The organism is Segatella baroniae DSM 16972 = JCM 13447, assembly GCF_000426585.1.
In the GTDB taxonomy this organism is placed as follows: domain Bacteria; phylum Bacteroidota; class Bacteroidia; order Bacteroidales; family Bacteroidaceae; genus Prevotella; species Prevotella baroniae.
Window position 1 is genome coordinate 1 of the sequence record NZ_KE384544.1, and the last position, 25,056, is coordinate 25,056.

General features: G+C 56.6%; 14 protein-coding genes. 13 read left to right on the plus strand and 1 reads right to left on the minus strand.

Going from position 1 to position 25,056, the window contains the following annotated elements; all coding sequences use genetic code 11:
• Positions 1-1,179: 1,179 nt before the first annotated feature.
• The 10 genes from K334_RS0112790 (at position 1,180) to gpmI (ending at position 19,904) form a co-directional block, all read left to right on the plus strand.
• Positions 1,180-4,491: a SusC/RagA family TonB-linked outer membrane protein gene (locus K334_RS0112790; protein WP_027445064.1), complete on the plus strand. Its 3,312-nt coding sequence runs from the start codon at positions 1,180-1,182 to the stop codon at positions 4,489-4,491.
• Positions 4,492-4,513: 22 nt separating this feature from the next.
• Positions 4,514-6,055, plus strand: a complete 1,542-nt coding sequence (locus tag K334_RS0112795; protein ID WP_027445065.1) for a RagB/SusD family nutrient uptake outer membrane protein — start codon at positions 4,514-4,516, stop codon at positions 6,053-6,055.
• A gap of 21 nt (positions 6,056-6,076) precedes the next feature.
• The gene (locus K334_RS0112800) at positions 6,077-7,006 is read left to right on the plus strand and encodes a zinc-binding metallopeptidase (protein ID WP_025881946.1); all 930 of its coding nucleotides are present in this window, start codon (positions 6,077-6,079) and stop codon (positions 7,004-7,006) included.
• Positions 7,007-7,014: 8 nt separating this feature from the next.
• Positions 7,015-8,274 (plus strand): DUF4302 domain-containing protein, encoded by a 1,260-nt coding sequence (locus K334_RS0112805; protein ID WP_025881948.1) that lies wholly within the window; start codon positions 7,015-7,017, stop codon positions 8,272-8,274.
• 491 nt (positions 8,275-8,765) lie between these two features.
• Positions 8,766-11,930, plus strand: a complete 3,165-nt coding sequence (locus K334_RS0112815) for a SusC/RagA family TonB-linked outer membrane protein (RefSeq protein ID WP_021588641.1) — start codon at positions 8,766-8,768, stop codon at positions 11,928-11,930.
• Positions 11,931-11,969: 39 nt separating this feature from the next.
• A complete protein-coding gene (locus K334_RS0112820) occupies positions 11,970-13,466 on the plus strand; it encodes a SusD/RagB family nutrient-binding outer membrane lipoprotein (protein ID WP_025881952.1) in 1,497 nt (498 codons plus the stop codon).
• 279 nt (positions 13,467-13,745) lie between these two features.
• Positions 13,746-15,131 carry a DUF5687 family protein gene (locus K334_RS0112825; RefSeq protein ID WP_025881954.1) on the plus strand — a complete coding sequence of 462 codons (1,386 nt, stop codon included), beginning with the start codon at positions 13,746-13,748 and terminating at the stop codon, positions 15,129-15,131.
• Positions 15,132-15,146: 15 nt separating this feature from the next.
• The gene (locus tag K334_RS0112830; RefSeq protein ID WP_027445066.1) at positions 15,147-15,884 is read left to right on the plus strand and encodes an ABC transporter ATP-binding protein; all 738 of its coding nucleotides are present in this window, start codon (positions 15,147-15,149) and stop codon (positions 15,882-15,884) included.
• 49 nt (positions 15,885-15,933) lie between these two features.
• On the plus strand, positions 15,934-18,291 hold the full coding sequence (locus K334_RS0112835) for a glycoside hydrolase family 3 C-terminal domain-containing protein (protein ID WP_027445067.1): 2,358 nt from the start codon (positions 15,934-15,936) through the stop codon (positions 18,289-18,291).
• 89 nt (positions 18,292-18,380) lie between these two features.
• Positions 18,381-19,904 (plus strand): 2,3-bisphosphoglycerate-independent phosphoglycerate mutase, encoded by a 1,524-nt coding sequence (gene gpmI / locus K334_RS0112840; RefSeq protein WP_021588656.1) that lies wholly within the window; start codon positions 18,381-18,383, stop codon positions 19,902-19,904.
• Between the two features lie 980 nt (positions 19,905-20,884).
• Here the strand turns inward: gpmI and K334_RS14970 are convergent.
• Positions 20,885-21,061, minus strand: coding sequence for a hypothetical protein (locus K334_RS14970; RefSeq protein WP_154655626.1), 177 nt, complete (start codon positions 21,059-21,061; stop codon positions 20,885-20,887).
• Between the two features lie 429 nt (positions 21,062-21,490).
• On the opposite strand from K334_RS14970, the gene K334_RS0112850 reads away from it, so the two are divergent.
• From K334_RS0112850 to K334_RS0112860, 3 genes are read left to right on the plus strand one after another with little or no spacing between them, the layout of a single operon-like run.
• Entirely contained in the window at positions 21,491-22,465 is a 975-nt protein-coding gene (locus K334_RS0112850; protein ID WP_248623532.1) for a C40 family peptidase, read from the plus strand.
• Positions 22,466-22,474: 9 nt separating this feature from the next.
• A complete protein-coding gene (locus K334_RS0112855; protein ID WP_027445069.1) occupies positions 22,475-23,629 on the plus strand; it encodes a dipeptide epimerase in 1,155 nt (384 codons plus the stop codon).
• 49 nt (positions 23,630-23,678) lie between these two features.
• Complete coding sequence (locus K334_RS0112860) at positions 23,679-25,031, plus strand: transglutaminase-like domain-containing protein (RefSeq protein ID WP_027445070.1); 1,353 nt, start codon at positions 23,679-23,681, stop codon at positions 25,029-25,031.
• Positions 25,032-25,056 lie beyond the last annotated feature (25 nt).

A 25,056-nucleotide genomic window follows, 5' to 3' on the forward strand; every position in this document is an offset into this window, starting at 1 on the left:
TAACCCCTGGTCATCTCTGCGAAGCGGAGTGACCAGGGGATAGAAGACCAGGCGGAAATCGACCCTGGAAGGGTCGCCCAAAGACAGCCGTGATGATGGTGGACGACCCCTCCAGGGTCGACGGATGGCTGGCGGCGCACCTCCCTCGGTCATCCTTCGGCATGACCGGGGGTTACGGAGAGGTGAAGCCGCCGGCTTCAACACCCGCAGGAAAGCCTCGGGTGCCGCCATGCTAGTCTGATTTTCCACCATCCAGGGGCAGCCGGCGGCAACCATACCCTTCATATTCGCCCTTGTCGCTCATACCTTTGTATGCTTCAAAAGCCATTGACAATTCCGACGGCTCACCCTTTACACCCAGCAACATCCACCATAAACTTAAAAAGACCAAGACCTTCGGCCTAGCTTTCTCTGTCACTGGCCAGGCAGGGTAGCTCGCTTCGCTCGCACCCCTGCCCTTTAAAAGGACCAACCGCCAAGGCGGTTGCAGACGGAGTACAGACGGTAGTGTACACAGTACATGCGGTTGCAGGCGGAGTGCAAGCGGTTGCATGCGCAATACACCATGATTATGTCCCCTTGAACCGATTGGATATCAAGAAATCCCTGTCGCAGGCTGCGCAGAAGGTGAAGCCGGAGGCTTCATCGCTCAGTAACCCCTGGTCATCTCTGCGAAGCGGAATGACCAGGGGATAGAAGACCAAGTGGAAATCGACCCTGGAAGGGTCGCCCAAAGACAGACGTGATGACCGTGGACGACCCCTCCAGGGTCGACGATGGACAGCGGGCACCCCTCCTTTTTACCCTTTTACCTTTTTACTTTTTTACCTTGGTCTTTTACTTTTTTACCCTTTTACTTTTTACCTTTTTACTTTTCCTCCTTCGTCGTTCAACTTTCATTTTCATCTTTTTTAGCCATTTCCACTCAAAAATACAACAATTTTCACGTAATTATTTGGAAAATTGACAAACACACATTAATTTTGCCGCTTGTAAGCAAATGTTTGTCCGCTTGCAAGAAAGGGAAACGGATAACGAAAAAAGCCTGCATACTGGAATCGAAATGACTACAGCGCGTTTTACGATGAGGAAACGCGCCGCCTTTTGGCCCCTTCAACAAAAGAAAGAGAGAGAAATTATCATTTATATATCATTTTTTAACAACAAGAGAGATTTTCTATGCAAAAAAGACTGTCTATGTTTTTGGCATGTCTCTTCCTAAGTTTAGGAATGGCCATGGCCCAAGTACAAGTCTCGGGTACGGTTGTCTCATCCGAAGACAACGAACCCATTATCGGAGCATCTGTCAAAGTGAAGGGAACCGCTTTAGGAACCATCACCAATATGGACGGAGAGTTCCACCTGTCAGTTTCCTCCAACGCCCACCTTGTCGTGTCCTACATCGGCATGAAGACGCAGGAGGTGGCCGTCAAGACGGGCAAGATGCGCATCGTGCTGCACCCCGACAACCAGACGCTCAATGAAGTCGTCGTCACGGGTATGCAGAAGATGGACAAGCGGCTCTTCTCCGGCGCAGCCTCCAAGTTGGACGCAGCCAAGTCGAAGCTCGACGGCGTGCCCGACGTGAGCCGTGCCCTCGAAGGCCGCGTGGCCGGCGTGTCGGTGCAGAACGTCAGCGGCACCTTCGGTACTGCACCCAAGATCCGCGTGCGTGGCGCCACGTCCATCTACGGTTCGTCGAAACCGCTGTGGGTGGTCGACGGCGTCATCATGGAAGACGTGACGGAGGTCAGTGCCGACGCCCTTTCTTCCGGCGACGCGGCAACCCTGATTTCATCGGCGATAGCCGGTCTGAACTCGGACGACATCGAGAGCTTCCAGATTCTCAAGGACGGCTCGGCCACTTCCATCTATGGAGCACGCGCCATGGGCGGCGTGATCGTCGTAACGACGAAGAAAGGCAAGGCCGGAACGTCGCGCATCAACTACACCGGCGAGTTCACCATGCGCCTCAAACCCAGCTACAGCCAGTTCAACATCATGAACTCGCAGGAGCAGATGGGCATTTACAAGGAGATGTACAACGCCGGACTCATCAGCTTCAGCCGCACGCTCCGCGCCTCCAACAGCGGAGTCTACGGCCGCATGTACCAACTCATCAACACCTACGACGCCACCAACGGCAAGTTCGGCATAGCCAACACCCAGAACGCCATGAACGAATATCTCCAGGCTGCCGAGATGAGGAACACCGACTGGTTTGACGAGCTCTTCAACAACTCCATCTCCATGAACCACTCCATCAGCATGCAGAGCGGTACGGACAAGGCACAGTACTACACGTCGTTCTCCTACATGAACGACCCCGGATGGACGGAGCAGAGCAAGGTGCAGCGTTACACCTACTCCATCAACGCCAACTACAACTTGAGCAAGAAGGTGACACTGAACCTCATCGGCAACACCTCCTACCGCAAGCAGCGTGCGCCGGGCACGACAACGCAGAAGGGCGACGCCGTTTCGGGCGCCGTCAGCCGCGACTTCGACATCAACCCCTACTCCTACGCCATCAACACGTCGCGCGCCCTCGACCCCAACGTGTTCTACACAAGCAGCTACGCGCCGTTCAACATCCATCACGAACTGGCCAACAACTTCATGGACTTCGACGTGCTCGACATGAAAGTGCAGGCCGAACTCAAGTACAAGCCCATCACCAAGGTCGAACTGGCCGTACTGGGAGCCTACAAGTTCTCCAACACCGTACAGAACCATCAGGTGCGCGACAACTCCAACTTCGCCATGGCCTACCGCGCCATGGACGACGCCACCATCCGCGACGCCAACCCGTGGCTCTATCAAGACCCCGACCAGACCAACTCGAAGAAGTTCTCCGTCCTGGAGAAGGGCGGATTCCAGCGCGAAACCAAATATAAGATGAACAGCTGGGACTTCCGTGCCACGGCCAGCTACAACGACGTGTACAACGACGACCACATCGTCAACTTCTACGGGGGTATGGAAGTGAACAACACCGACCGCTTCCGCACGCACTTCGACGCCGTGGGTGTGCAGTATCAGCTCGGCATGCTCGGCTCCTACGACTACCACTACTTCAAGCAACTGTCCGAGGAAGGCGGCCATTACTTCACTTTGAACAACACCTACGGCCGCGACGTGTCGTTCTTCGGCACGGCCAACTACTCCTGGAAGGGCCGCTATTCGGCCAACCTGACTACGCGCTACGAGGGCAGCAACCGCCTGGGCAAGGCTCGCAGCGCACGATGGCTGCCCACATGGAACGTCTCCGGCGCGTGGAACGCCCACGAGGAGCCTTGGTTCCGCAAGGTCTTCAACAACACGCTGACCCACGCCACCATCCGTGCCTCCTATTCGCTGACGGGTGACAAGCCCGCCGTTGCCAACTCCCAGGTCATCCTGAAGAGCGTGAACCCCTGGCGCCCCTTCTCCTCCGACCAGGAATCGGCACTCGAAGTCTCTGACTTCGCCAACCCCGAGCTGACCTATGAGAAGAAGCACGAGTTCAACATCGGCACCGACCTCGGCTTCCTCGACAACCGCATCAACGTGACCTTCGACTGGTATACGCGCAACAACTACGACCTGCTCGGCCCGCGCACCACCAACGGAACGAAGGGCACCATCACCGAGTTTGCCAACATTGCCTCGATGAAGTCGCATGGCGAGGAACTGGGTATCTCCACCAAGAACATCATGACCAAAGACTTCCAGTGGAACACCGACTTCATCTTCTCCCACGTGAAAACGAAGGTGACCAAGCTCGACAACCGCTCGCAAATCTTCGACATGATATCGGGCGTGGGCTTCACCCGCAAGGGCGACCCCTACCGCGCGCTCTACTCCATGGACTTCAAGGGCCTGAACGAGAACGGCATTCCCACCTTCATCAATGAGAAAGGAGTCTTGACCACCAGCGAGATTGAGTTCCAATCGCGCGTGCTCGACTACTTGGTTTACGAGGGTCCGACCGACCCCACCGTCACCGGATCGCTGGGCAACACCTTCTCCTACAAGGGATGGCACCTCAACGTGTTCGCCACCTACGCCTTCGGCAACAAGGTTCGCCTTGACCCGGCCTTCAAGTCTTCCTACTCCGACTTGAGTTCCATGCCCAAAGACTTCAAGAACCGCTGGACGGTTTCGGGCGACGAAAGGCGCACCAGCATCCCGGCCATCGCCGACCTGCGCACGCTGCAGAACGACCTGCGCCTGGCCAACGCCTACAACGCCTACAATTTCTCCACAGACCGCGTGGCCAAAGGCGACTTCATCCGCATGAAAGAGATTTCGGTCTCCTACGACTTCCCCCACGCTTGGGTGAACGCGCTGTCGCTCAACACCCTCAACCTGAAGCTGCAGGCCACCAACCTCTTCCTGATTTACTCGGAAAAGAAGCTCAACGGACAGGATCCGGAGTTCTTCAACGCCGGCGGCGTGGCCGTTCCGATGGCACGTCAGTTCACGCTGACGCTGAGATTAGGACTTTAATGTAACAAAAGAGAAAACGATTATGAAGAAATTAAATATACTGCTGTTCGCCCTGGGGGCCGTGGCACTTTCATCCTGCGACACGTATCTCGACAAATTGCCCGACGACCGCGCCGAGGTGAACACTTACGAGAAGGCCAACCTGCTGTTGGCGACCGCCTATGCCGACGTGTCGCCCAACTATCTGATGGAAATCAGCAGCGACAACATCACGGACAACGGGAAGGCTTACGGCGCCACCCAGAGCGAAGACATGGCCTACCGCTGGCAAGATGTGACGACCACCGAAAACGACGACCCTCGCAGCGTGTGGAACGAGACCTACAAGGCCGCCGCGACGGCCAACCAAGTGCTCGACGCGCTGCCGAAGATAACCGACAAGGACACCAAGGACCTGCAGGCCGAGGCCCTGCTCTGCCGCGCCTACAACATCTTCCGCCTGTCCAACACGTTCTGCATGGCCTACGACCCCACGAAGGCCAAGGAATATCTCGGACTCCCCTACCCCAAGCAGGCTGGCGTGTCGGTGGACACCCGTGGAACGCTCGAAGAACTCTATGCCAACATCGACGCCGACATAGAGGCTGCCCTCCCGAACGTTTCCGACAGTCACCTCACGGCGCCGAAATACCACTTCAACCGCCGTGCGGCCTACGCGTTCGCGGCCCGCTTCAACCTGTACTACCACAAGTACGACAAGGCCATCAAGTATGCCACCGAAGCCTTGGGGTCGGCTCCCGCGGCCATGCTGCGCAACGTGGCAGCCTACAGAAGCTTCTCCAATCCGAGCGACATCAAGGCGCAGTACATCCGTTCGGACGAGAACGCCAACCTGATGCTGCGGCCCGCCGTCTCTTCACTGGGCATATGGTTCATCTCTGACATGTATCGCTTCGGCCACAACTTTACGATATTGAACTATGAGACTTTTCGTGCCGACCAGCCCTGGGGCCGCCGCGCCCTCCAGGAGGCAAACCTTCTCTTTGGCAGCACGGAATTTGCCCGCTACCCGAAACTTGACTACCAGATAGAATGGAAGGACAAGGCGGCAGGAACGGGATGGTATCGCATTGTCGACGCCGTGTTCACGGCCGACGAGACCCTGCTCGTGAGGGCCGAGGCCCAAGCGCTCAAGGGAGAGTTTGACCAAGCCGTTGCCGACATCAACCTCTATCTCGGCGCCCACGCCGTTCCCGGCACCGCCCCGCAGACCAAGGAAAGCATCAACGCGTTCATGGACAAGCAGAAAAGCGTGCCCGCGCTGCTCAAGAACGACGACGACCGCGGTATCAAGAAGCCACTTCATCCGCAGGGATTCACCGTGGCCGAAGGCACGATGACCAACCTCATCCACGCCATCCTGCAGCTGCGCCGCATCGAGACCTACATGCAGGGCCTGCGTTTCCAGGACATCAAGCGCTACGGGCTCGAAATCTGCCACATGGTAGACGGCGAACCCACGCTCCAGTTCAAGGCCGGCGACCTGCGAGGCGCCATCCAGCTACCGCAGGACGTGACGACGAAGGGGCTGGAAAACGGGCTGGAACCCAATCCACGTAACTAATCACAGAAAGGAAACGACATCATGAAATATATCAAGTTATTTCTTTTGCTGGCTGTCGCCGTGCTGACCGGCGCCTGCTCAAGCGACGACGTAAGCTCCGAATCCATCTTCAAGCCCACGGAAACCAAGGATTCCGAGTTTGACAAATGGCTGTCCAAGACTTATACGGAGCCTTACAACATCCAATTCAATTATCTGTACAACGACAATCTGACGAACCGCACCTACAACGTCGTACCGGCCACCATCAGCAACTCCAAGGCGATGGCCATCCTCATCAAGCACGTGTGGCTCGACGCCTACAAGGAACTGATGGGAGACCGCTTCCTGAAGGACCATTGCTTCCGCGTGTTCCAGATGATAGGCTCCGGCCAGTACAATCCCGCACAGGGCAGTGTCGTCCTGGGTACGGCCGAGGGCGGCATTCAGGTGACGCTCTTCCAGGTGAACGCGCTCGACCCGGACAACATCTACCTGGAGACGAAAGACCCGTTCCGCCCCCTTTGGCAGACGCCCCTCGACCTGAACAAGCGCTACTTCCACACGATGCACCACGAGTTCACCCACATCCTCACGCAGCTCCGCGACTATTCCACGGACTTCCGCACGGTGTCGGCCGGCAAATACACCTCCACGGGATGGGTCAACGTGGACGACTCCAAGTCGGCCAAGATGGGATTCGTGACAGGCTATGCCAGCAGCGAGTACAACGAAGACTTCGCCGAGACCTTCTCCACCTATGTCACCTTTACGGACGAGATGTGGAACAAGCTTCTCGACAGTGGCGTCGCCGACAAGGACACGAGCGGCCGCGACGCCATCCTCAAGAAGCTCGAAATACTGCGCGTCTACTTCAAGGAAAGCTGGGGCGTCGACATCGACAAGTTGCGCACGATTGTGCTCAGACGCTCCCAAGAGGCTGCCAAGCTTGATTTGAAAACACTAAAATAAGAAGGAACATGAAGAAAATATATAGTTTGCTGTTTCTGTTGACAGCACTGACGACGCTCTCCTCCTGCACGAACGAGGTGGACGACGTGTTCGACAAATCCTCCGCCGAACGCATCGAAGAGACCATCAAGTCCTACAAGGACATCTTGGTAGCGGCCCCCAACGGCTGGCGCATGGCCTACAAGACCGCCGACAAATACGGCGGCTACAACGTGCTTTGCAAGTTCAACGCCGACAACACGGTGGATGTGGCCAACGAAAAGGGAGACCAAACGAACGGCACACACTACCAGGTGATGCAGAGCCAGGGCGTCCTCCTCTCGTTCGACGAGTACAACCAGGCCATCCACAGGTTCTCCGACCCGGTGGCCGAGGTGGGCAAGAATGGTCTCGGATACGAAGGCGACTTCGAGTTCCGCGTGCAGAAAGCCTCCGCCGACACCGTGGTGCTGGAAGGAAAGAAGCACGGGGGACGCATCGTCATGACGCCGATGGCCCGAGACAGGAAGTGGACCGACTACCTGAAAGGCGTCGACAACATGAAGGAAGCGATGGACGCACCACGCTACCGCCTGTCCGCCGGAGGAAAGACCTTCGATTGCCAAATCGCCTACAACGTGCTGAAGGTGAAGAAGGAAGACGGCAACATCTTGGATTTCCCTTTCGCCTACACGGACAAGGGCCTGGATTTGCTGCAGGCCGACACCCTCGCCGGGAAGACCATCAGCGGCTTCCTCTACTCCGAGGGTGAAGCCTGGGCCGACAAGAACGACAATTCCGTGCAGCTCGCCCCCGTCTATCCGCCGCTTTCCGAGGCGTTCGTCACCGGCAACTGGACGCTCAGCCTGAGCAAAAGCTCCACAGCCGTCGCCGGCCTTTGGAAGGCCATTGCAGACCTCAACGCGAGAAACGGCTACCCTGTCGTGTACGCTTATTTCGGAACCGACACGGAGTTTGGCCCGAACTTCGGCCTTTCGCTGATGTTGGACAACCTTGTCGGGCAGATCAACATCGGCTACACGCTTGTCGACGCAGAGACGATCACCTTCACGGGCAAGACGGGCGGCGTTGAGTATGGCAACGCCTTCTACTCGCAGCTGGCCTGGAAGAACGCGCTCACCACCCTCATGCCCGGCAACGAGCCCGGCACCTACAAGATAAAGGCCAACGCCACCAAGAATCCTACGGAGATGACGCTCACCAACACCACGAACGACAATATCGTGATGGTGTTCGACAAGGGCCAAATCCTCAACCCTTTCAATTGACATATATAAATAAGGTGACACGCATGGCGGGCCGGCACGAAAGTGTCGGCCCGCTTTTCGTTTGCAACGGCTGCCCTTTCAGCCGGTGAAAGCAGTGCTTCCACCTTCCCAAAGCACAGCTTTTGCCCCTTCAAAGCAGCCCTTCCGCGCCGCAACGGCAGCCCTTCCGCCCGTTTCCCGCCGCAAGAACACGAAATATTCATCGAACCATGTGCTTTCAATCGCCGCCTTCCTGCATCCCATTCGATGGCCGTTTATTCCAAAACTCCACATAAATATCCATTTTATAACCAAATTTTCATAAAACAACGGATAATCCGTGTCAAAAAGAAAGAAAATCTTTGAAATAATTGGAACTTTGCTTTACAAGTGTTATTTTTGTGAAACGAATCGGCAATGATGGGCCGCAAAGACGCTTTGCATAATCATGCAATCTAATAACGCTGCGCGAGAGATTTAATTTTACATATTTTTTAACGAGAGAGGTTTTTATGGAAAAGAGACTAAGTATGTTTTTCGCCTGCCTGTTCCTAAGTTTGGGAATGGCATTGGCACAAACCCAGATTTCCGGAACGGTTGTCTCCCAAGAAGACGGCGAGCCTATCGTAGGCGCTTCGATTCTTGTGGTAGGAACCAAGACCGGCACCGCTTCCGACATAGACGGCAAGTTCAAGTTGACCTTGCCCGAAGGGCGCAATCAGCTTCGTGTGCAATACATCGGTATGAAGGCCAAGGTTGTTGTGGCCAAGGATGGCATGAAAATCCAGTTGACGACGGATGACAAGGTGCTTGACGAAGTGGTCGTAACGGCCATGGGTATCACACGCGAGAAGAAGGCCCTCGGCTATGCCTCCCAGGTGTTGGACTCAAAGGACTTGAACACTTCCGGTACATCGTCGTTGGCAAGTGCCATCCAGGGCAAGCTGACAGGTGTGGGCATTCGCACTTCTTCCGGCGCGCCGGGCGCATCGGCACAGATTGTGATTCGTGGCGCACGTTCGTTCGACGGCAACAACACACCTTTATACGTAGTCGACGGCATGCCCATTTCTTCCACACCCGACTTCGATACGCGCAATTCGGTGACAGGCTCCGACATCTCCAGTCGCACGATTGACCTGAACCCCGACGACATCGAGAGTATCAACGTGCTGAAAGGACAGGCCGCGTCCGCCCTCTATGGCATTCGCGCCTCCAATGGCGTGATTCTGATTACGACCAAGCGGGGAAGCAAGGAGACCACCAAGCCGGTCATCAGCTTCTCCACCGACTTGAGCGCACAGACCCTGAGCCGCAAGTTTGAACGGCAGACGGTCTACGCCCAAGGTTCCAGCGGAAAATACAATCCGTCAAGTTCGCAGTCGTGGGGTCCGAAGATTTCCGACCTTGCCAACGACCCGACGTATGGTGGCAACACCAACAACAAATACACCAAAGGCGACCTCACCACGCATGCCGGCATGTACTACAATCCGAAGTACGCCGCAGCAGGCCTTGACGGCTGGGCCACGCCGCAGGTCTACGACAACGTGGGCGATTTCTTCAAGACAGGCTTCACCCAGAACGCCACCTTCAACATTTCACAGCGCAAGAACGACATCAGCTATTCGTTCAGTATCAGCGACACCTATCAAGAGGGTGTCATTCCGTCGACAGGCATGACTCGTACAGGAGCACGCGGTGCCGTGGACTGGAAGGTCAACGACCGCTGGAAGACAGGTTTTTCGGCCAATTACAGTTCCGTGAAGATTACTTCCGCGCCTGGTGCCAACAGCGGCATCGTCAATGTCGTGTATTCCGCTCCCGCAGAATACAACCTGAAAGGCACCCCCTATCACGAGCCGGGCAACCCCACCAAGCAGATTTCCTTCCGTAACCTGGGCTTCAACAACCCCTATTGGTGGGCCGACAACGACGAATATTCGCAACACACCAGCCGTGTGTTCGGCAACGCATACGTAGAGTTCAGCCCGAAGTTAAACTGGAGCGACCGCTATCGCCTCGTGTTCCGCGAGCAGGCCGGTATCGACACCTACACCAGCAACAACGCCACCATCGCGGAATTGGGTTCAGCCTACAACAACAAAGGTGAAGTGGAAAACTACGGTTCGCAGAACAGTATCTTCAACAGCCTACTCACCGCCAACTTCACCGCCAAGTGGGGTGCCGACAGGGAGTGGGACTTCGGCTTTGTTCTGGGCAACGAGTTCAACCATCAGTACAAGCGCATCTGGGACTACGACGGTTCGGGCCTGGCCTTCTACGGGCAACCGGTCATCGGCAACACGTCCTCCATGGACGAGCATTCGGAATATCATGCGCAGGAACGTACCGTAGGCTTCTTCGGCCAGGCTACACTCTCTTGGCGCGACATGCTCTTCCTGACGGCGACCGGCCGTAACGATGTCGTGTCGACCATGCCACGTGGCAACCGTTCCTTCTTCTATCCATCCATTTCCTTGGGTTGGATCTTCACCGAACTTTCTCCCATGAAGGGCAACGACGTCCTTTCTTACGGAAAGCTCCGCCTGTCACACGCCCAGGTGGGCCAGGCTGGCCAGTTCTACAGCAACTACATGTATGTGCCTTCCTACGGCGGCGGCATGTATACCTACACGCCTATCAGCTATCCCCTTGGCGGTGCCACGACTTATACGCCGTACTACGTGAAATACGACCCGAACCTGAAGCCGCAGAACACTTCCAACTGGGAAGCCGGCATTGACCTTGGACTCTTCAAGAATCGTGTCAAGCTGGAGTACACGCTGAGCTATCAGGACGTGAAAGACCAGATATTCGACGTTCCGACAGCCGGCACAACGGGTTACCAATATCTCCGCACCAATGCCGGACAGATGACGACATGGTCACACGAGCTTTCCTTGAACGCGACCATCCTTGACCATTCCGACTACGGTCTGGACTTCGGCGTGAACTTCACCAAGATCACCAACAAGGTGAAGAAACTTGCCGAAGGCGTCCAGAGCATCATGCTCGGCGGCTTCGTACAACCGCAAGTCCGCGCACAGGCAGGCTACACCTATCCCAACATCTACGGAACGGCCTTCAAGCGCACCGAAGACGGGCAGCTGCTGCTCGACGCCAAAGGCCGGCCACAGGAAACGGCAGGCAGTGTAAATGTGGGTGAATGCACACCCGACTTCAACATGGGCTTCAACCTCCACGCCCGTTACAAGAGGCTGTCACTTGCCGCCACGATGGATTGGCAGAAAGGCGGTTGCATGTACAGCGGCACAAACCTCACTCTGAACTACTTTGGCGTTTCAAAAGAATCCCTTCCCTACCATGAGGGAACGATGGTCGCCGAAGGTATCAACGAGGCCACCGGCAAGAAAAACACCGTAGAGGTGAGCAAGAGGGAATACTATCAGTATTACAACGACGTGACAGAGGCGGGAATCTACGACACGAGCTATCTGAAACTGCGCGACGTAACGCTGAGCTACCAGTTCCCGAAGTTTGCCGGCATCGACCTTTCCGTCTATGGCTTTGCACGCAACGTACTCGTATGGGCCAAAATGCCGAATCTCGATCCCGAAAGTTCGCAGGGCAACGGCAACATGAGTGGTTACTTTGAACGTTTCTCGGTGCCCAACACGTCAAGTTTTGGCGGTGGCTTGAAGATTACATTCTAAGTTATGCTAACAGTTTTATAAACGTAAAGACAAGCAATTATGAAAATGAAATATATTTTTGGTGTCGCTTTAGCGTCGTTGGTGTTCGCTTCCTGCTCTGAAGACCAAATGGATTCGATCAACAAAGACCAGCGACACCCGAGCGTGAACGTCGTGGACGCTAAGTTCCAGATCACCGACGCAGAGGTTTCCACCGTCTACTCGACATTGTGCGGCTCTTATGCCTGGTATGTCTCCTCCTATACCGAGCAGCTCTTCGGAACGGGCAACAACCAGCTGAAGAACACCGAACTTCGCCAAATGGGCGAGACGGCAAGCAGTTCCACCTTCAACAACGAGTGGAACAACACCTATCTGAATCTGAACAACCTGATTGCAATCAGCAAGAAGTGCGCCGAGGGAGGAGTCAATGCCAATCAATACGACATTCTGGGCATTGAACAAGTATTGGAGGCACTCAACTGGGGAGTGCTGACCGACCTTCACGGCGACATTCCCTACAAGGAGTGTTTCACCGGTGTCAATGCAAAAATCGACAGCCAGAAGGATATATACGACCACATCTTCAATCTGTTGGACGAGGCGCAGAAGAACCTGGACAAAGGCGGCAGTCATGCAGCCGACCAAGACCTTCTTTTCAAGGGCAAGCTGAACCTTTGGAAAGGATTCGCCCACGCCCTGAAAGCGCGTTACCTGCTCCACACCTATGGCGTGAACAAGACGAACGCCCTGTTGCAGCAGGTGGTGGACGAGGCCAATGCCGCCATCGCAACCGGCTTCACGGAGTGCAAGCTATCCATCTTCAACGGACAGACGTCCGACAACTCATGGTCAGCCTACTGGTGGAGTCGCCACTACATCGGCTCTACAACAACGATGGACAAGCTCCTTGCAGAACGCAACGACCCACGTGAGTCCATCTACAATGTGGACATGTTTGGTGCCAATATCCTTGGCGAACCTGGCAACGACGCACAGGCGCAGCTGGACAGACAGCTGAACGCGCCTGCCTGGTTGGAGAACGGTGCCGCTTATCTGCACCTTTTCAGCAAGTCTGAACTCTATTTCATCCTGGCCGAAGGCAAGGCACGACTGGGACAGGACGCCAAAAGCGATTTCGAGGAAGGTGTAAAGGCTTCCATCGCCGACTATCTCGCAACGGGCGGTCCGGCACTGGGAGATGAGTTCGCCATTACCAATGAGCAGGTGAGCAGCTATCTCACATCTATTGCCGCCCGCTTTAGCGCCAACCCACTGAAGGAAATCCTCATCCAGAAGTACATAGCCCAGGCCCGTGACGAGCAATTGGAGACTTATAACGACATCCGTCGTTGCCGCTTTGTAGACGGCAGCCATCCGGTGGAACTCACCAATTCCAAGAACGTGTCGGCTGGAGCCAACCGCTGGCCACTGCGTCTGCCCTACGGCGACAGCGACGTGGTGTCCAATCCGAATGTAGCGGCAGCTTTCGGCTCCGGCAACGATGCCGGCATGTACATCTTCACCAACCCGGTATGGTGGGCTGGCGGCAAGTGAAACACTTGCGGATTCATCAGAAACTATAGAATAAAAGATTGGCTCCATGGGGGCCAATCTTCAATTCTCTCTATTCCAGGGAAGCCAGCAGTGAAGCAGGCTTCCCTTTTTTTACACCCGACATGGGCTGTGTCATGAATCCTTCCCTGCACGTTCCCGCCCAGGAATTATGTTTTATCTTTCACTTTTACCTTTTTTACCTTTTTACCTTTCACATCCGGTGCTGTTTTCAAAAGAATGTATTACTTTTGCAACATTCTAATTCATGAAGTGTAATTTATGTTGAAGATACTTCTCGAACTATGGTGGATAGAGACCCGGCGCACCTTCAATTGGAAGAAGATGGGCATTTTTATCTATATACTCTTCATCATGGCTTGCTTTCTGATTGATTTCTACGTGGGCGGGGGCAGCACCGTGCAGGAACAGATGGCCGACTTGTCGATTGAACGCTTTGCCGTAGCGATGGGACTGGCCGTCGTGTTGTCCGACTTCATGATGAAACTCATGATGAAGCAGGACGCCGCCATCATGGACGACTACCTGAAATCGAAACCCATCACGGAGCGCACATGGAACAAATTCCTTATCCTTTCCAACCTGCTTGATTACTGGAATTACATGGTGCCGCTCGTCATGCTGCCGGTCTATCTGATATTCATGCCCGTGGGCTACGCTCTGCTGGCCACGCTGATGACCTGGACGCTGTCGGTGGCCGACGGTCTCGCCATCACCTGCCTGCGCAAGGCCGACGATTGGGCCGGCAAGTTGGCCGTCTGGGTGGGAATGCTTTTCTATCTTTTCGTCCTGACCCTTTACGCGTTCTGCTTCATGGGCCTTGGAGCCGTGGTTCACATGCTGGGCATGACGGCGTTGTCCGGCCTCGCCATCTATACGCTCTACCGCTATCTGTGCGCCATGCGCGCCTACAACGACCACAAAGACCAAGCCTCTTCTGTGCGCAGCATGGGACGGGTGTCGCTCCTGAGTCTGGAATATCTCAGCCTGCTGCGGGCCAAGCGTCTGCGCCAGAGCTTGATATACGGCCTCGTCATCTTTGTGCCGCAAATCTATTTGCAGTCCTCCACGTTCGGCGGCGACAGCGGATTCGACCATGGGTTCATGGCTTTCTACATGTATTTCTCGGTCGCTTTCCCGTCGATCATCCTGGGGATGTGGGTGTTCGGCGTGGAAGCCAACTTCTTTCACGGGCTGATGAGCAAACCCGTGTCGGTCTATCGGCTGCTGCTCAACAAGTTTTATTTCTATATGCTCATCAATCTGCTGGTCTTCCTGCTGCTCGTTCCCGGGCTGCTGATGGGCAAGTGGAGCCTGGGATTCCTGTGCAGCGCCACGCTGCTGGCCATCGGCACCAATCTGTTGCTGCTGCCCAGCTGCCTCTTTTCCACCCGTCTCGACGTCTTCTCGTCGGCGTTCTTCAATTATCAGGGAGCCAACATGTCCATCAATGTATATTCTTTCGTGTCGTTGGTGCCGATGGCCGGCTTCGCCCTGGCCTACGCGTTGCTTCCTGCCGTCGTGGCCGAATGGCTGACTTCGCTTGCGGGAATCTGCCTGATAGCCGTGCATCGCCCCGTCACCAAGCATGTGGCGGACAAGTTCATGGCCCGGCGGTATGAGCGGATGGAGAAGTTCGGAGAGTGACAAAACGTTTTTCCTATGATACAGATATCCCATCTCAAGAAAGTTTACGGCGACAAGACCGTGATAGACATTCCGGAGCTGACCATTCGTGACGGCCAGCTCATCGGCCTCGTGGGCAACAACGGAGCCGGCAAGACCACGCTGATGCGCCTCATCCTCGACCTCATCAAGGCCGACGAGGGGCAAGTGGAAAACGACGGACAGCCCGTCAACGAAAGCGACGACTGGAAGACATTCACCGGTTCGTTCATCGACGGCCGCTTCCTCATCGACTTTTTCACGTCCGAAGAGTATTTCGCGTTCATCGGCAAGGTATATGGATTGAACGAAGCGACCATCCACCAGCGCCTTGCAGGTTTCGAACAGCTGATGCACGGCGAGATTCTCGGCACGAAGAAGTACCTGCGCGACTTCTCCGAAGGCAACCGCCAGAAGGTGGGAATCATCGGCGCCATGCTCATCCAGCCGCGCGTGCTCATCCTCGACGAACCGTTCAACTACCTCGACCCGTCGTCGCAGATTCTCATCTCCAAGCTGATCGAGCGCGAATGCCGGGAACGAGGCACCACGGTCATCCTCTCCAGTCACAATCTCAACGTCGTGTCCGACATCTCCACGCGCATCCTGTTGCTGGAGAAGGGCGTCGTCGTGAAAGACCTTGCCAACGACGCCGGCAGTGCCATGACCGAACTGGAAGCCTACTTCGACACGACGCAGCCTGCCTCGGAGGACAGACAAGACCTATCCGACTAATCTGAAAACCATCTACAACTATCTTTCAATATCTACTTAAACAAAACAAATGAAGAAAACGATCATCGGGGCGTTGGCCCTTGTTGCAAGCATGACAATGAATGCACAGAACGCGCCGCAACTACGTGCGGACAACATCAGTGAAGTGATAGCCGCCATGACGCTGGAAGAGAAAGCCCAGCTGCTGACGGGCGGCGGCAACGACGGCTTTGTAGGCTCGGGAGCCATGCTGGGCCATCAGAAGAAGATTGTGGCCGGGGCCGCCGGACTCACGGTGGGCATCCCCCGGTTGGGCATTCCCGCCACGGTCGTGGCCGACGGCCCTGCCGGCGTGCATATCGACGCCCACCGCGATGGCACCACACAGACCTTCTTCGCCACGGGCTTTCCCGTCGGCACATGCCTGGCGTCGACCTGGAACACCGACCTGGTCTACCAAGTGGGCAAGGCCATCGGCAACGAGACACTGGAGTATGGGGTCGATGTAATCCTCGGCCCGGGCATGAACCTGCATCGCAGTCCGCTCTGTGGCCGCAACTTCGAGTATTACAGCGAAGACCCCGTCGTGACGGGACTCATCGGCACGGCCATGGTGCAGGGCATTCAGACCCAGGGCGTGGGCGTCAGCGCCAAGCACTTTGCCGTCAACTCGCAGGAGAGCGACCGCACCCGTGTGGACGAACGCCTGTCGAAGCGGGCCTTGCGCGAACTCTATCTGCGCGGTTTCGAGATGATGGTGCGCGAAAGCAAGCCCTGGACCGTCATGTCGGCCTACAACAAGATCAACGGTCAGTATGCCCAAGGCAGCAAAGATCTGCTCACCAGCGTGCTCCGCAACGAGTGGGGATTCGATGGAATCGTCATGACCGACTGGATCGGCAAGCGTTCCGACCTGCCCACGGAGCTTGAGGTGGCTGCCGGCAACGACCTGATGATGCCGGGCTATCCCGCCCAGGTGGACGACATCGTGCAGGCGGTGAAGCAAGGACGGCTCGACATCAAGGATGTAGACCGCAACGTGCGCAACATGTTGGAGTATATCGTGAAGACGCCGCGCTTCAAAGGCTACGCCTACAGCAACCAACCCGACGTGAAAGCCCATGCCCGAATCACCCGACAAAGCTCCACCGAAGGCATGGTGCTGCTCAAGAACGAACCGCTCACAGTCGGCGGCGAGCGCGTGTTGCCCGTGAAGAACCTGAAACAGGTGGCCTTGTTCGGCGTCAACTCCTACGACTTCTTCTCCGGCGGCCTGGGATCGGGCTGTGTCAACGTGCCCTACGTGGTGGACATGGTGCAGGGATTGAAGAATGTCGGCGTGACTACAACATCCCAGTTGACCGAGATTTACCAGCATTACGTGAAGTACGCGAAGGCGAAACTGAAGGCCGACAAGAACCCGGAGATGTGGTTCCTCAACCAGGGACAGCCCAAGCTTGACGAGATAGAGATCACCCGACGCTGCGTAGACCATGAACAGGCTGTTGCCGATGCGGCCATCATCACCATCGGACGCCAGGCCGGCGAAGGCCTCGACCGTCAAATTGAAGGCGAATTCAACCTCACCGACCACGAAAAGGCCATGATTGCCCGGGTGAGCGACGCCTTCCACGCCGCCGGCAAGCCCGTCATCGTCATCATCAACTCGGGCAGCGTGATGGAAACGGCTTCCTGGCGCGACCGCGTCGACGCCATCCTCGTGGCCTGGCAGCCCGGACAGGAGGGCGGCAACAGCGTGGCCGACGTCCTCACGGGCAAGGCCAACCCCTCCGGTCGCCTCACGATGACATGGCCCATCAGCGCGGCCGACGTGCCTTCGACCAAGAATTTCCCGCAAGACCCCGAATACTACAATCTCACCGAGAAGCTCTACGGCGGCTACATGCCCGGCGTCAACTTCACCAACCACGAGGAAGACATCTACGTGGGCTACCGCTACTTCGACACCTTCAAGCGCAAGGTGGCCTATCCCTTCGGCTTCGGCTTGAGCTACACCGACTTCGAGATGAGCAAACCGACCGCCAAAGTCGCCGGCGACAACGTGGAACTGACCATCACGGTGAAGAACGTGGGCAAGACGGCCGGCAAACAGGTGGCCCAGGTCTACGTGAAAGCGCCGAAGGGTGCCTGCGAGAAGCCAGCCAAGGAGCTGAAAGCTTTCGCCAAGACACGCGACTTGCAGCCCGGCGAGAGCCAGACGCTGCGGATGACGGTGCCCAGACGGTTGCTCACGAGCTTCGACGAGGCGGGCGACCAGTGGAAAGGCGACGCCGGAACCTACACCTTCCTCTTCGGTGAAAACGTGGAGAACATCAAGGCGCAGGCTGCCGTGAAGCTCGGCACGCTGACCGAGAAGGTGACCGACGCCTTGGCGCCGCGCCAGGCACTACAGCTGCTCCATCAGTAAAGTTTATTAAAAATAAAACCATTTTTTTGCCATCTCATTGATTCATCGTAATTTTGTGGGATATATAACAACAATTAGAGATTATTATTATGGCAAAGAAAGCACTTCTGATGATTCTCGACGGATGGGGAATCGGCAAGCACGGTAAGGGTGACGTTATTTACAACACGCCAACTCCATATTTAGATTATCTGACGGCGGTTTCCGCGCATTCACAGCTCCAGGCCAGCGGTGAAAACGTGGGCCTGCCCGACGGCCAGATGGGCAACTCCGAGGTGGGACACCTCAACATCGGCGCGGGCCGCGTGGTCTATCAGGACCTTGTCAAGATCAACCGCGCCTGTGCCGACGGCTCCATCTTGAAGAACGAGGGCGTCGTTGCGGCCTACAGCTACGCCAAACAGAGCGGCAAGAAGCTCCATCTCATGGGGCTGACGTCCACCGGCGGCGTCCACTCCTCCCTCGACCATCTGTTCAAATTCATAGAAATCGGCAAGGAATACGGCCTGAAAGACCAGGTGTTCGTCCACTGTTTCATGGACGGACGCGACACCGACCCGCGTAGCGGCAAGGGATTCATCGAGCAGGTGCAGGCCTGCTGCGACAAGAACGACGCCCACATCGCCGGCATTGTCGGCCGTTTCTACGCCATGGACCGCGACAAACGCTGGAACCGCGTGAAGGAAGCCTACGACCTTCTCGTCGAGGCGAAGGGCAAACAGGCCACCGACATGGTGCAGGCCATGCAGGAAAGCTACGACGAGGACGTGACGGATGAGTTCATCAAGCCCATCAACAACGCCAAGGTCGACGGCACCATCCAGGAAGGCGACGTGGTCATCTTCCTCAACTTCCGCAACGACCGGGCCAAGGAAATCACCTCCGTGCTCACGCAACAGGACCTTCCTGAAGAGGGCATGCACACGGTGAAGGACTTGCATTACTATTGCATGACGCCCTACGACCCGAATTTCAAGGACGTAAACGTGCTTTTCCCGAAAGAGAATGTGCAGGACACGCTCGGCGAATACTTGTCCCGACTGGGCAAGCGGCAGCTACATACGGCCGAAACAGAGAAGTATGCCCACGTCACCTTCTTCTTCAATGGCGGCCGCGAGGCTCCTTTCGAGGGCGAAGACCGCATCCTGGTGCCTTCACCGAAGGTGGCGACCTACGATCTGAAGCCTGAGATGAGCGCGTTCGAGGTGAAGGACAAGCTCGTGTCGGCCATCAAGGAAGACCTGTACGACTTCATCGTTGTGAACTTCGCCAACGGCGACATGGTGGGCCACACGGGCGTTTACCACGCCATTGCCAAAGCCGTCTGGGCGATAGACCAGTGCGTGAAGGAGGTAATCGAGGCCGCCAAGGCCACCGGCTATGAGGCCATCATCATCGCCGACCATGGCAATGCCGACAACGCCATCAACGAAGACGGCACGCCCAACACGGCCCACTCGCTCAATCCGGTGCCTTTCATCTATGTGACGGACAACAATTCGGCCAAGGTGAAGGACGGACGACTGGCCGACGTGGCCCCCTCGCTGCTCCACATCATGGGTTTGGAACAGCCTGCCGACATGACGGGCGAATGCCTGATTGAGGACAAGTAAGCGAGAACACGACAAAAACTTAAATCGGAAGCCACGCGTTCGTGGCTTCCGATTTTTTTTCAGGTGGTCTTAAAGGGCCTTGACGAGCCTAAAGTGCATTAGGTTTGCCAGACGAAGAAGCCCCTTAGGCCGACCATTCATCCCCACACTCCTACAACCCACCACCTCTACAACGATAATCGCTGTGCGGTTATCGTGCAATCGCCATGCAATCATCGTGTCATCACTGCACGGTTATGCCATAACTGCGGCCTTATAACGCATTGATCGCAGCCCGATTGACTTGTAATGGAGCCGCTTTCATCGCGCCACAACGCACTGTTTGAAGCTCGGCGGTCGGCAAACTGCCGCCCAACCGGCCCTTTCTGATGGAAGTCGCGACGTTGATGGCCAGCACTTTGGCCACCGTGCACCAGCCTGAACGGTCGTGTAATTTCAACTGAACCGAGAGTGTAATTTCAACTGTGTCAAGAGTGTAAAGTAAACGGTGTCAGGCGGTTCATAGGAGCATAGCCATGGTGCACTGCGCACTACCGCCTTGGCGGTTGGTCTTTTTGCAGAGCAGGGTTGTGAGCGCAGCGAGCTACCCTGTTTGGGACGTGGCGGCAAGAAACTAGGCCGAAGGTCTTGGTCTTTTTGTAGGGGAGGGTTGCGAGCGAAGCGAACTACCCTGCCTAAGCTTTGGTGGTGGGGAGCTACGCCGAAGGTCTTGGTCCTTTTATCCCAAATCGGTTCATTGGTATATGGTCATGGTGCAATGAACCATTGGGTATCAAGAAATGCCTGTCGCAGGGTGCGCAGGAAGTGAAGCCGGAGGCTTCATCGCTCGATAACCCCTGGTCATCTCTGCGAAGCGGAGTGACCAGGGGATAGAAGATCAAGCGGAAATCGACCCTGGAAGGGTCGTCCAAAGACAGTCGTGATGATGGTGGGCGACCCTTCCAGGGTCGACGGATGGATGGCGGGCACACCTCCCCCGGTCATCCTGCGGCATGACCGGGGTTACGGAGAGGTGAAGCCGCCGGCTTCAACACCCGCACGAAGGCCTCGGGTGCTGGCACGCAAGCCTGTGCTCCCGCCATCAAGGGGCAGTCGGCGGCGACCATGACCAGCATATCGCCCTTGCAGCTCGTGCCTCCACATGCTTCAAAAATCAATTGGCTATTCCGACGGCTCACCCCCATATTCCCAGTAATATCCACCACAAACGTAAAAAGACCAAGACCTTCGGCCTAGCTTTCTCTGTCACTGGCCAGGCAGGGTAGCTCGCTGCGCTCGCAACCCTCCCCTACAAACAGACCAACCGCCAAGGCGGTTGCAGGTGGAGTACAGACAGCTGTATGCACAGTACATGCGGTTGCAGGCGCAGTGCACCATGGCTATGCTCCTATGAACCGACCTGACACCGTTTACTTTACACTCTCGACACAAGTTTACTTTACACTTTCTGAATCGATTCGCCCCATTCCTCGCATGAAAAATTACAACATTATGTCAAAAAAAGGAAGAAAAAGCAACAAGTTACAGCTATTTTACTTACATTTGTGACCTACATTCTTTCTATACGGATGAAACACAATCGTTTTTTGGCAAGGAAAGCCCGCTTTTTCCTGGCGTTTTCCTTCTTTTTAGCAATCCATCTCACACTGCATGCCCGCTCATCGGGGGCATACGAATGGGCCGTGGTCAACGTTTCGGTGTGCAACATGCGCGTCGCGGGCGACTACGACGCGGGCATGGAGACGCAGGGGTGGCTCGGCCAACCGGTCAAAATCCTGCAAGACGGCACCTGGTTGCAGGTGCAGACGCCCGACGGCGACCAGGCTTGGGTGCTCCACAGTTCGCTCCAGAAGATGACGCGCGCGCAACTCACGCGCTGGAACCGCAGCCCACAGGTCGTCGTCACCACGCAATACGGCTTTGTCTGCGAGCGTCCCGACAGCCGGTCGCAGCTCGTGGGCGACCTCGTGCGCAACAACCGCCTGCTCCTCAAGGGCCGGAAAGGACGATATTACAAGGTGGAATATCCCGACGGACGGCAGGGCTACGTGGCCCGCGCCGACGCCATGCCGCTCGACCGCTGGCTCCGCGACGTGAAACGCGACGCCCAAAGCATCATCGCCACGGGCATGCAATACAACGGAATACCCTATATGTGGGGCGGAAACAGCACCAAGGGCTGCGACTGCAGCGGCTTCGTGAGCAACATTCTGCTGGCGCACGACATCATCCTGCCCCGCAACGCCCGCCAACAAGCGCAGGTGGGACAGCACCTGGAGATTGCTTCCGACTTCGGAAACCTCATCCCCGGCGACCTGGTGTTCTTCGGGCGCAAGGCCACAGACGACAAACCGGCCCACGTGTCGCACGTGGGCATGTACATCGGCAACCGCAAATTCATCCACTCGCTGGGCTGGGTGCACGTGAGCAGCTTCGACCCGGCCGACAAGGAGTACGACGAGTACGACCTCAACCGCCTGCTCTGGGCACAGCGCATCCTGCCCGCTGTCGACAGGGAGCCTGGAATCATGACCACAGCCAACAATGAATTTTTCAAATAAAGAGAAACCATGACCACTCGACGCGATTTTCTGAAGAAGGCCACGCTGGCCACCATTGGCTCGGCGTTGGCCGTAACGAAGGCCGACGCACTGACCAAGTTCGCCCTGCCGCTGTTCAATATCAACAAGGAAGCCAAGCCCGGGCGGCTGAAACTGCGCTTCTTTCCCTACGAACTGAAGCTGCGCCACGTCTTCACCGTGGCGTCCTACTCCCGCACTTCCACGCCCGACGTACAGGTGGAGATAAGCTACGAGGGCGTCACGGGCTACGGCGAGGCCTCCATGCCGCAGTATCTGGGGCAGACGGTGGAGAGCGTGAGCGCGTTTCTGCGCAAGGTAGATCTCAGCCGGTTCAACGATCCGTTCCAAATGGAGGACATCCTCACCTACATCGACAGCCTTTCGCCGGGCGACACGGCGGCCAAGGCGGCCGTCGACATCGCCCTGCACGACCTGGTAGGCAAGCTCCTGGGCGCGCCGTGGTACAGGATATGGGGGCTGAACAAGGCCAAGGCACCCTCCACAACCTTCACCATCGGTATCGACACGCCCGAGGTGGTCAGGCAGAAGACGCGCGAGTGCGCCGACAAGTTCAATATATTGAAGGTGAAGGTGGGGCGCGACAACGACAAGGAGATGATCGACACCATCCGCGAAGTGACCGACCTGCCGATTGCCGTCGACGCCAATCAGGGCTGGAAAGACCGCCAACAGGCGCTCGACATGATTTATTGGCTCAAGGAGAAGGGCGTCGTGATGGTGGAACAGCCCATGGCACGCGAGCGCAAGGACGACATCGCCTGGATCACGGAGCGCAGTCCGCTGCCCATCTTTGCCGACGAGGCCATCCAACGGCTCAAGGACATCAAGGACGTGGAGGGCGCCTACACGGGTATCAACATCAAACTGATGAAGTGTACGGGCATGCGCGAAGCCTGGAAAATGCTCAACTACGCCCGCGCCCGTGGCATGAAGGTGATGGTGGGCTGCATGACCGAGACGTCGTGTGCCGTGAGTGCCGCCGCCCAACTGGCCCCCGCCGTCGACTTTGCCGACCTCGACGGCAACCTGCTCATCAGCAACGACCGCTTCCGGGGCATGGAAGTGGTGAAAGGAAAGATTGCGTTGCCCGACCGGCCGGGGATTGGCGTCGTGCTCAGGTGATGGGTTTGGGGAAGCTGTCAATGGTTTACAACGCAAACAGAAGAAGATGATGAGAAAACTGACATTTCTATTCGTGGCGATGATGGCCGTGTCGGGCGCAAGGGCGCAAGCGGACGGCTGTCCGAAGGACTTGCGTCATCGGTTGCTCGTCGACTTCAACAAGAGTCGGGAGGAGGTGAAGGCGTATATCCGGCGGTATATTCCCGACGTGACCGACGCACAGTTGGACGCCTGGGAGCGGAGCCGTGCGCTGGAGTCCATGACGATTGACGGCCGGAAACGCTATTTCCACAACGCGGCGCCCAACCTCTTCCGCATCGACAAAGCCTGTCGGCGCATCAAGGAGGCCAAGGACGGACCTTACCACGACGGCTACGAAGAGGTAGACCGAGAGAATATACCGGCCATCATGCGGACTGCCGACAAGTCAACGGGATGGCTGGCACAACCCAAACGCATGCGAGTGACCTACACGCTAACCGTGAACACCGACGCCGTACCGGCCGGAAAGACGGTGCGTTGCTGGCTCCCGTTCCCGCGACGCGACGTCAACCGCCAGCGCGACGTGAAGCTCATCCATTCCACAATGCCCGCCCACATCAGCCCGCCGGCTGACTCACACTCGGCCGTCTACATGGAACAGGTGGCCCGGCAGGGACTGCCGACGGTGTTCCGGGAGACCTTTGAATACACCGTCAGCGGCGAATACCGGGGACTGAAAGCCACCGACGTGAAGCCCTACGACCACCGAAGCGACGTCTACAGGCGGTTCACGGGCGAAGACGGACGGCATGTCGTCTTCACGCCACGGCTCCGCCTGTTGGCCGACAGCCTGACACGGGGCGTGGAGAACCCCTATCTGAAGGCCCGGCACATCTTCACATACATCGCCGAAAACTATCCGTGGGCCTCGGCGCGCGAGTATTCGACAATTGAAAACATCCCCAGCTACGTGGTGGAAAACCGCCATGGCGACTGCGGCCAGGTGACGTTGCTCTTCATGACGCTGTGCCGGCTGAGCGGCATTCCCACGCATTGGCAGAGCGGTTTCATGATGCACCCCGGCCACGACAACCTCCACGACTGGTGCGAAGCCTACTTCGAGGGAGTGGGCTGGGTGCCTGTCGACCAGTCGTTCGGGCTTCCTTCCTATGCCAAAGACGACGCCGAACGCTACTTTTTCCTGGGCGGTATCGACTCATGGCGCATGATTGTGAACGACGACTACGGCCAACCGTTCTTCCCTTCGGGCAAGGACGCGGACGGAAAGGCCGTCGACGGCCGGAAGAAACATCCCCGCAGCGAGACCGTCGACTTCCAAAGGGGCGAGGTGGAATGGGACGGTGGCAACCTCTACTTCGACCAATGGTCGTGGGACATCGCCATTGACTATCTGCCATAGAACCTGAATTACACGAAATTTCATA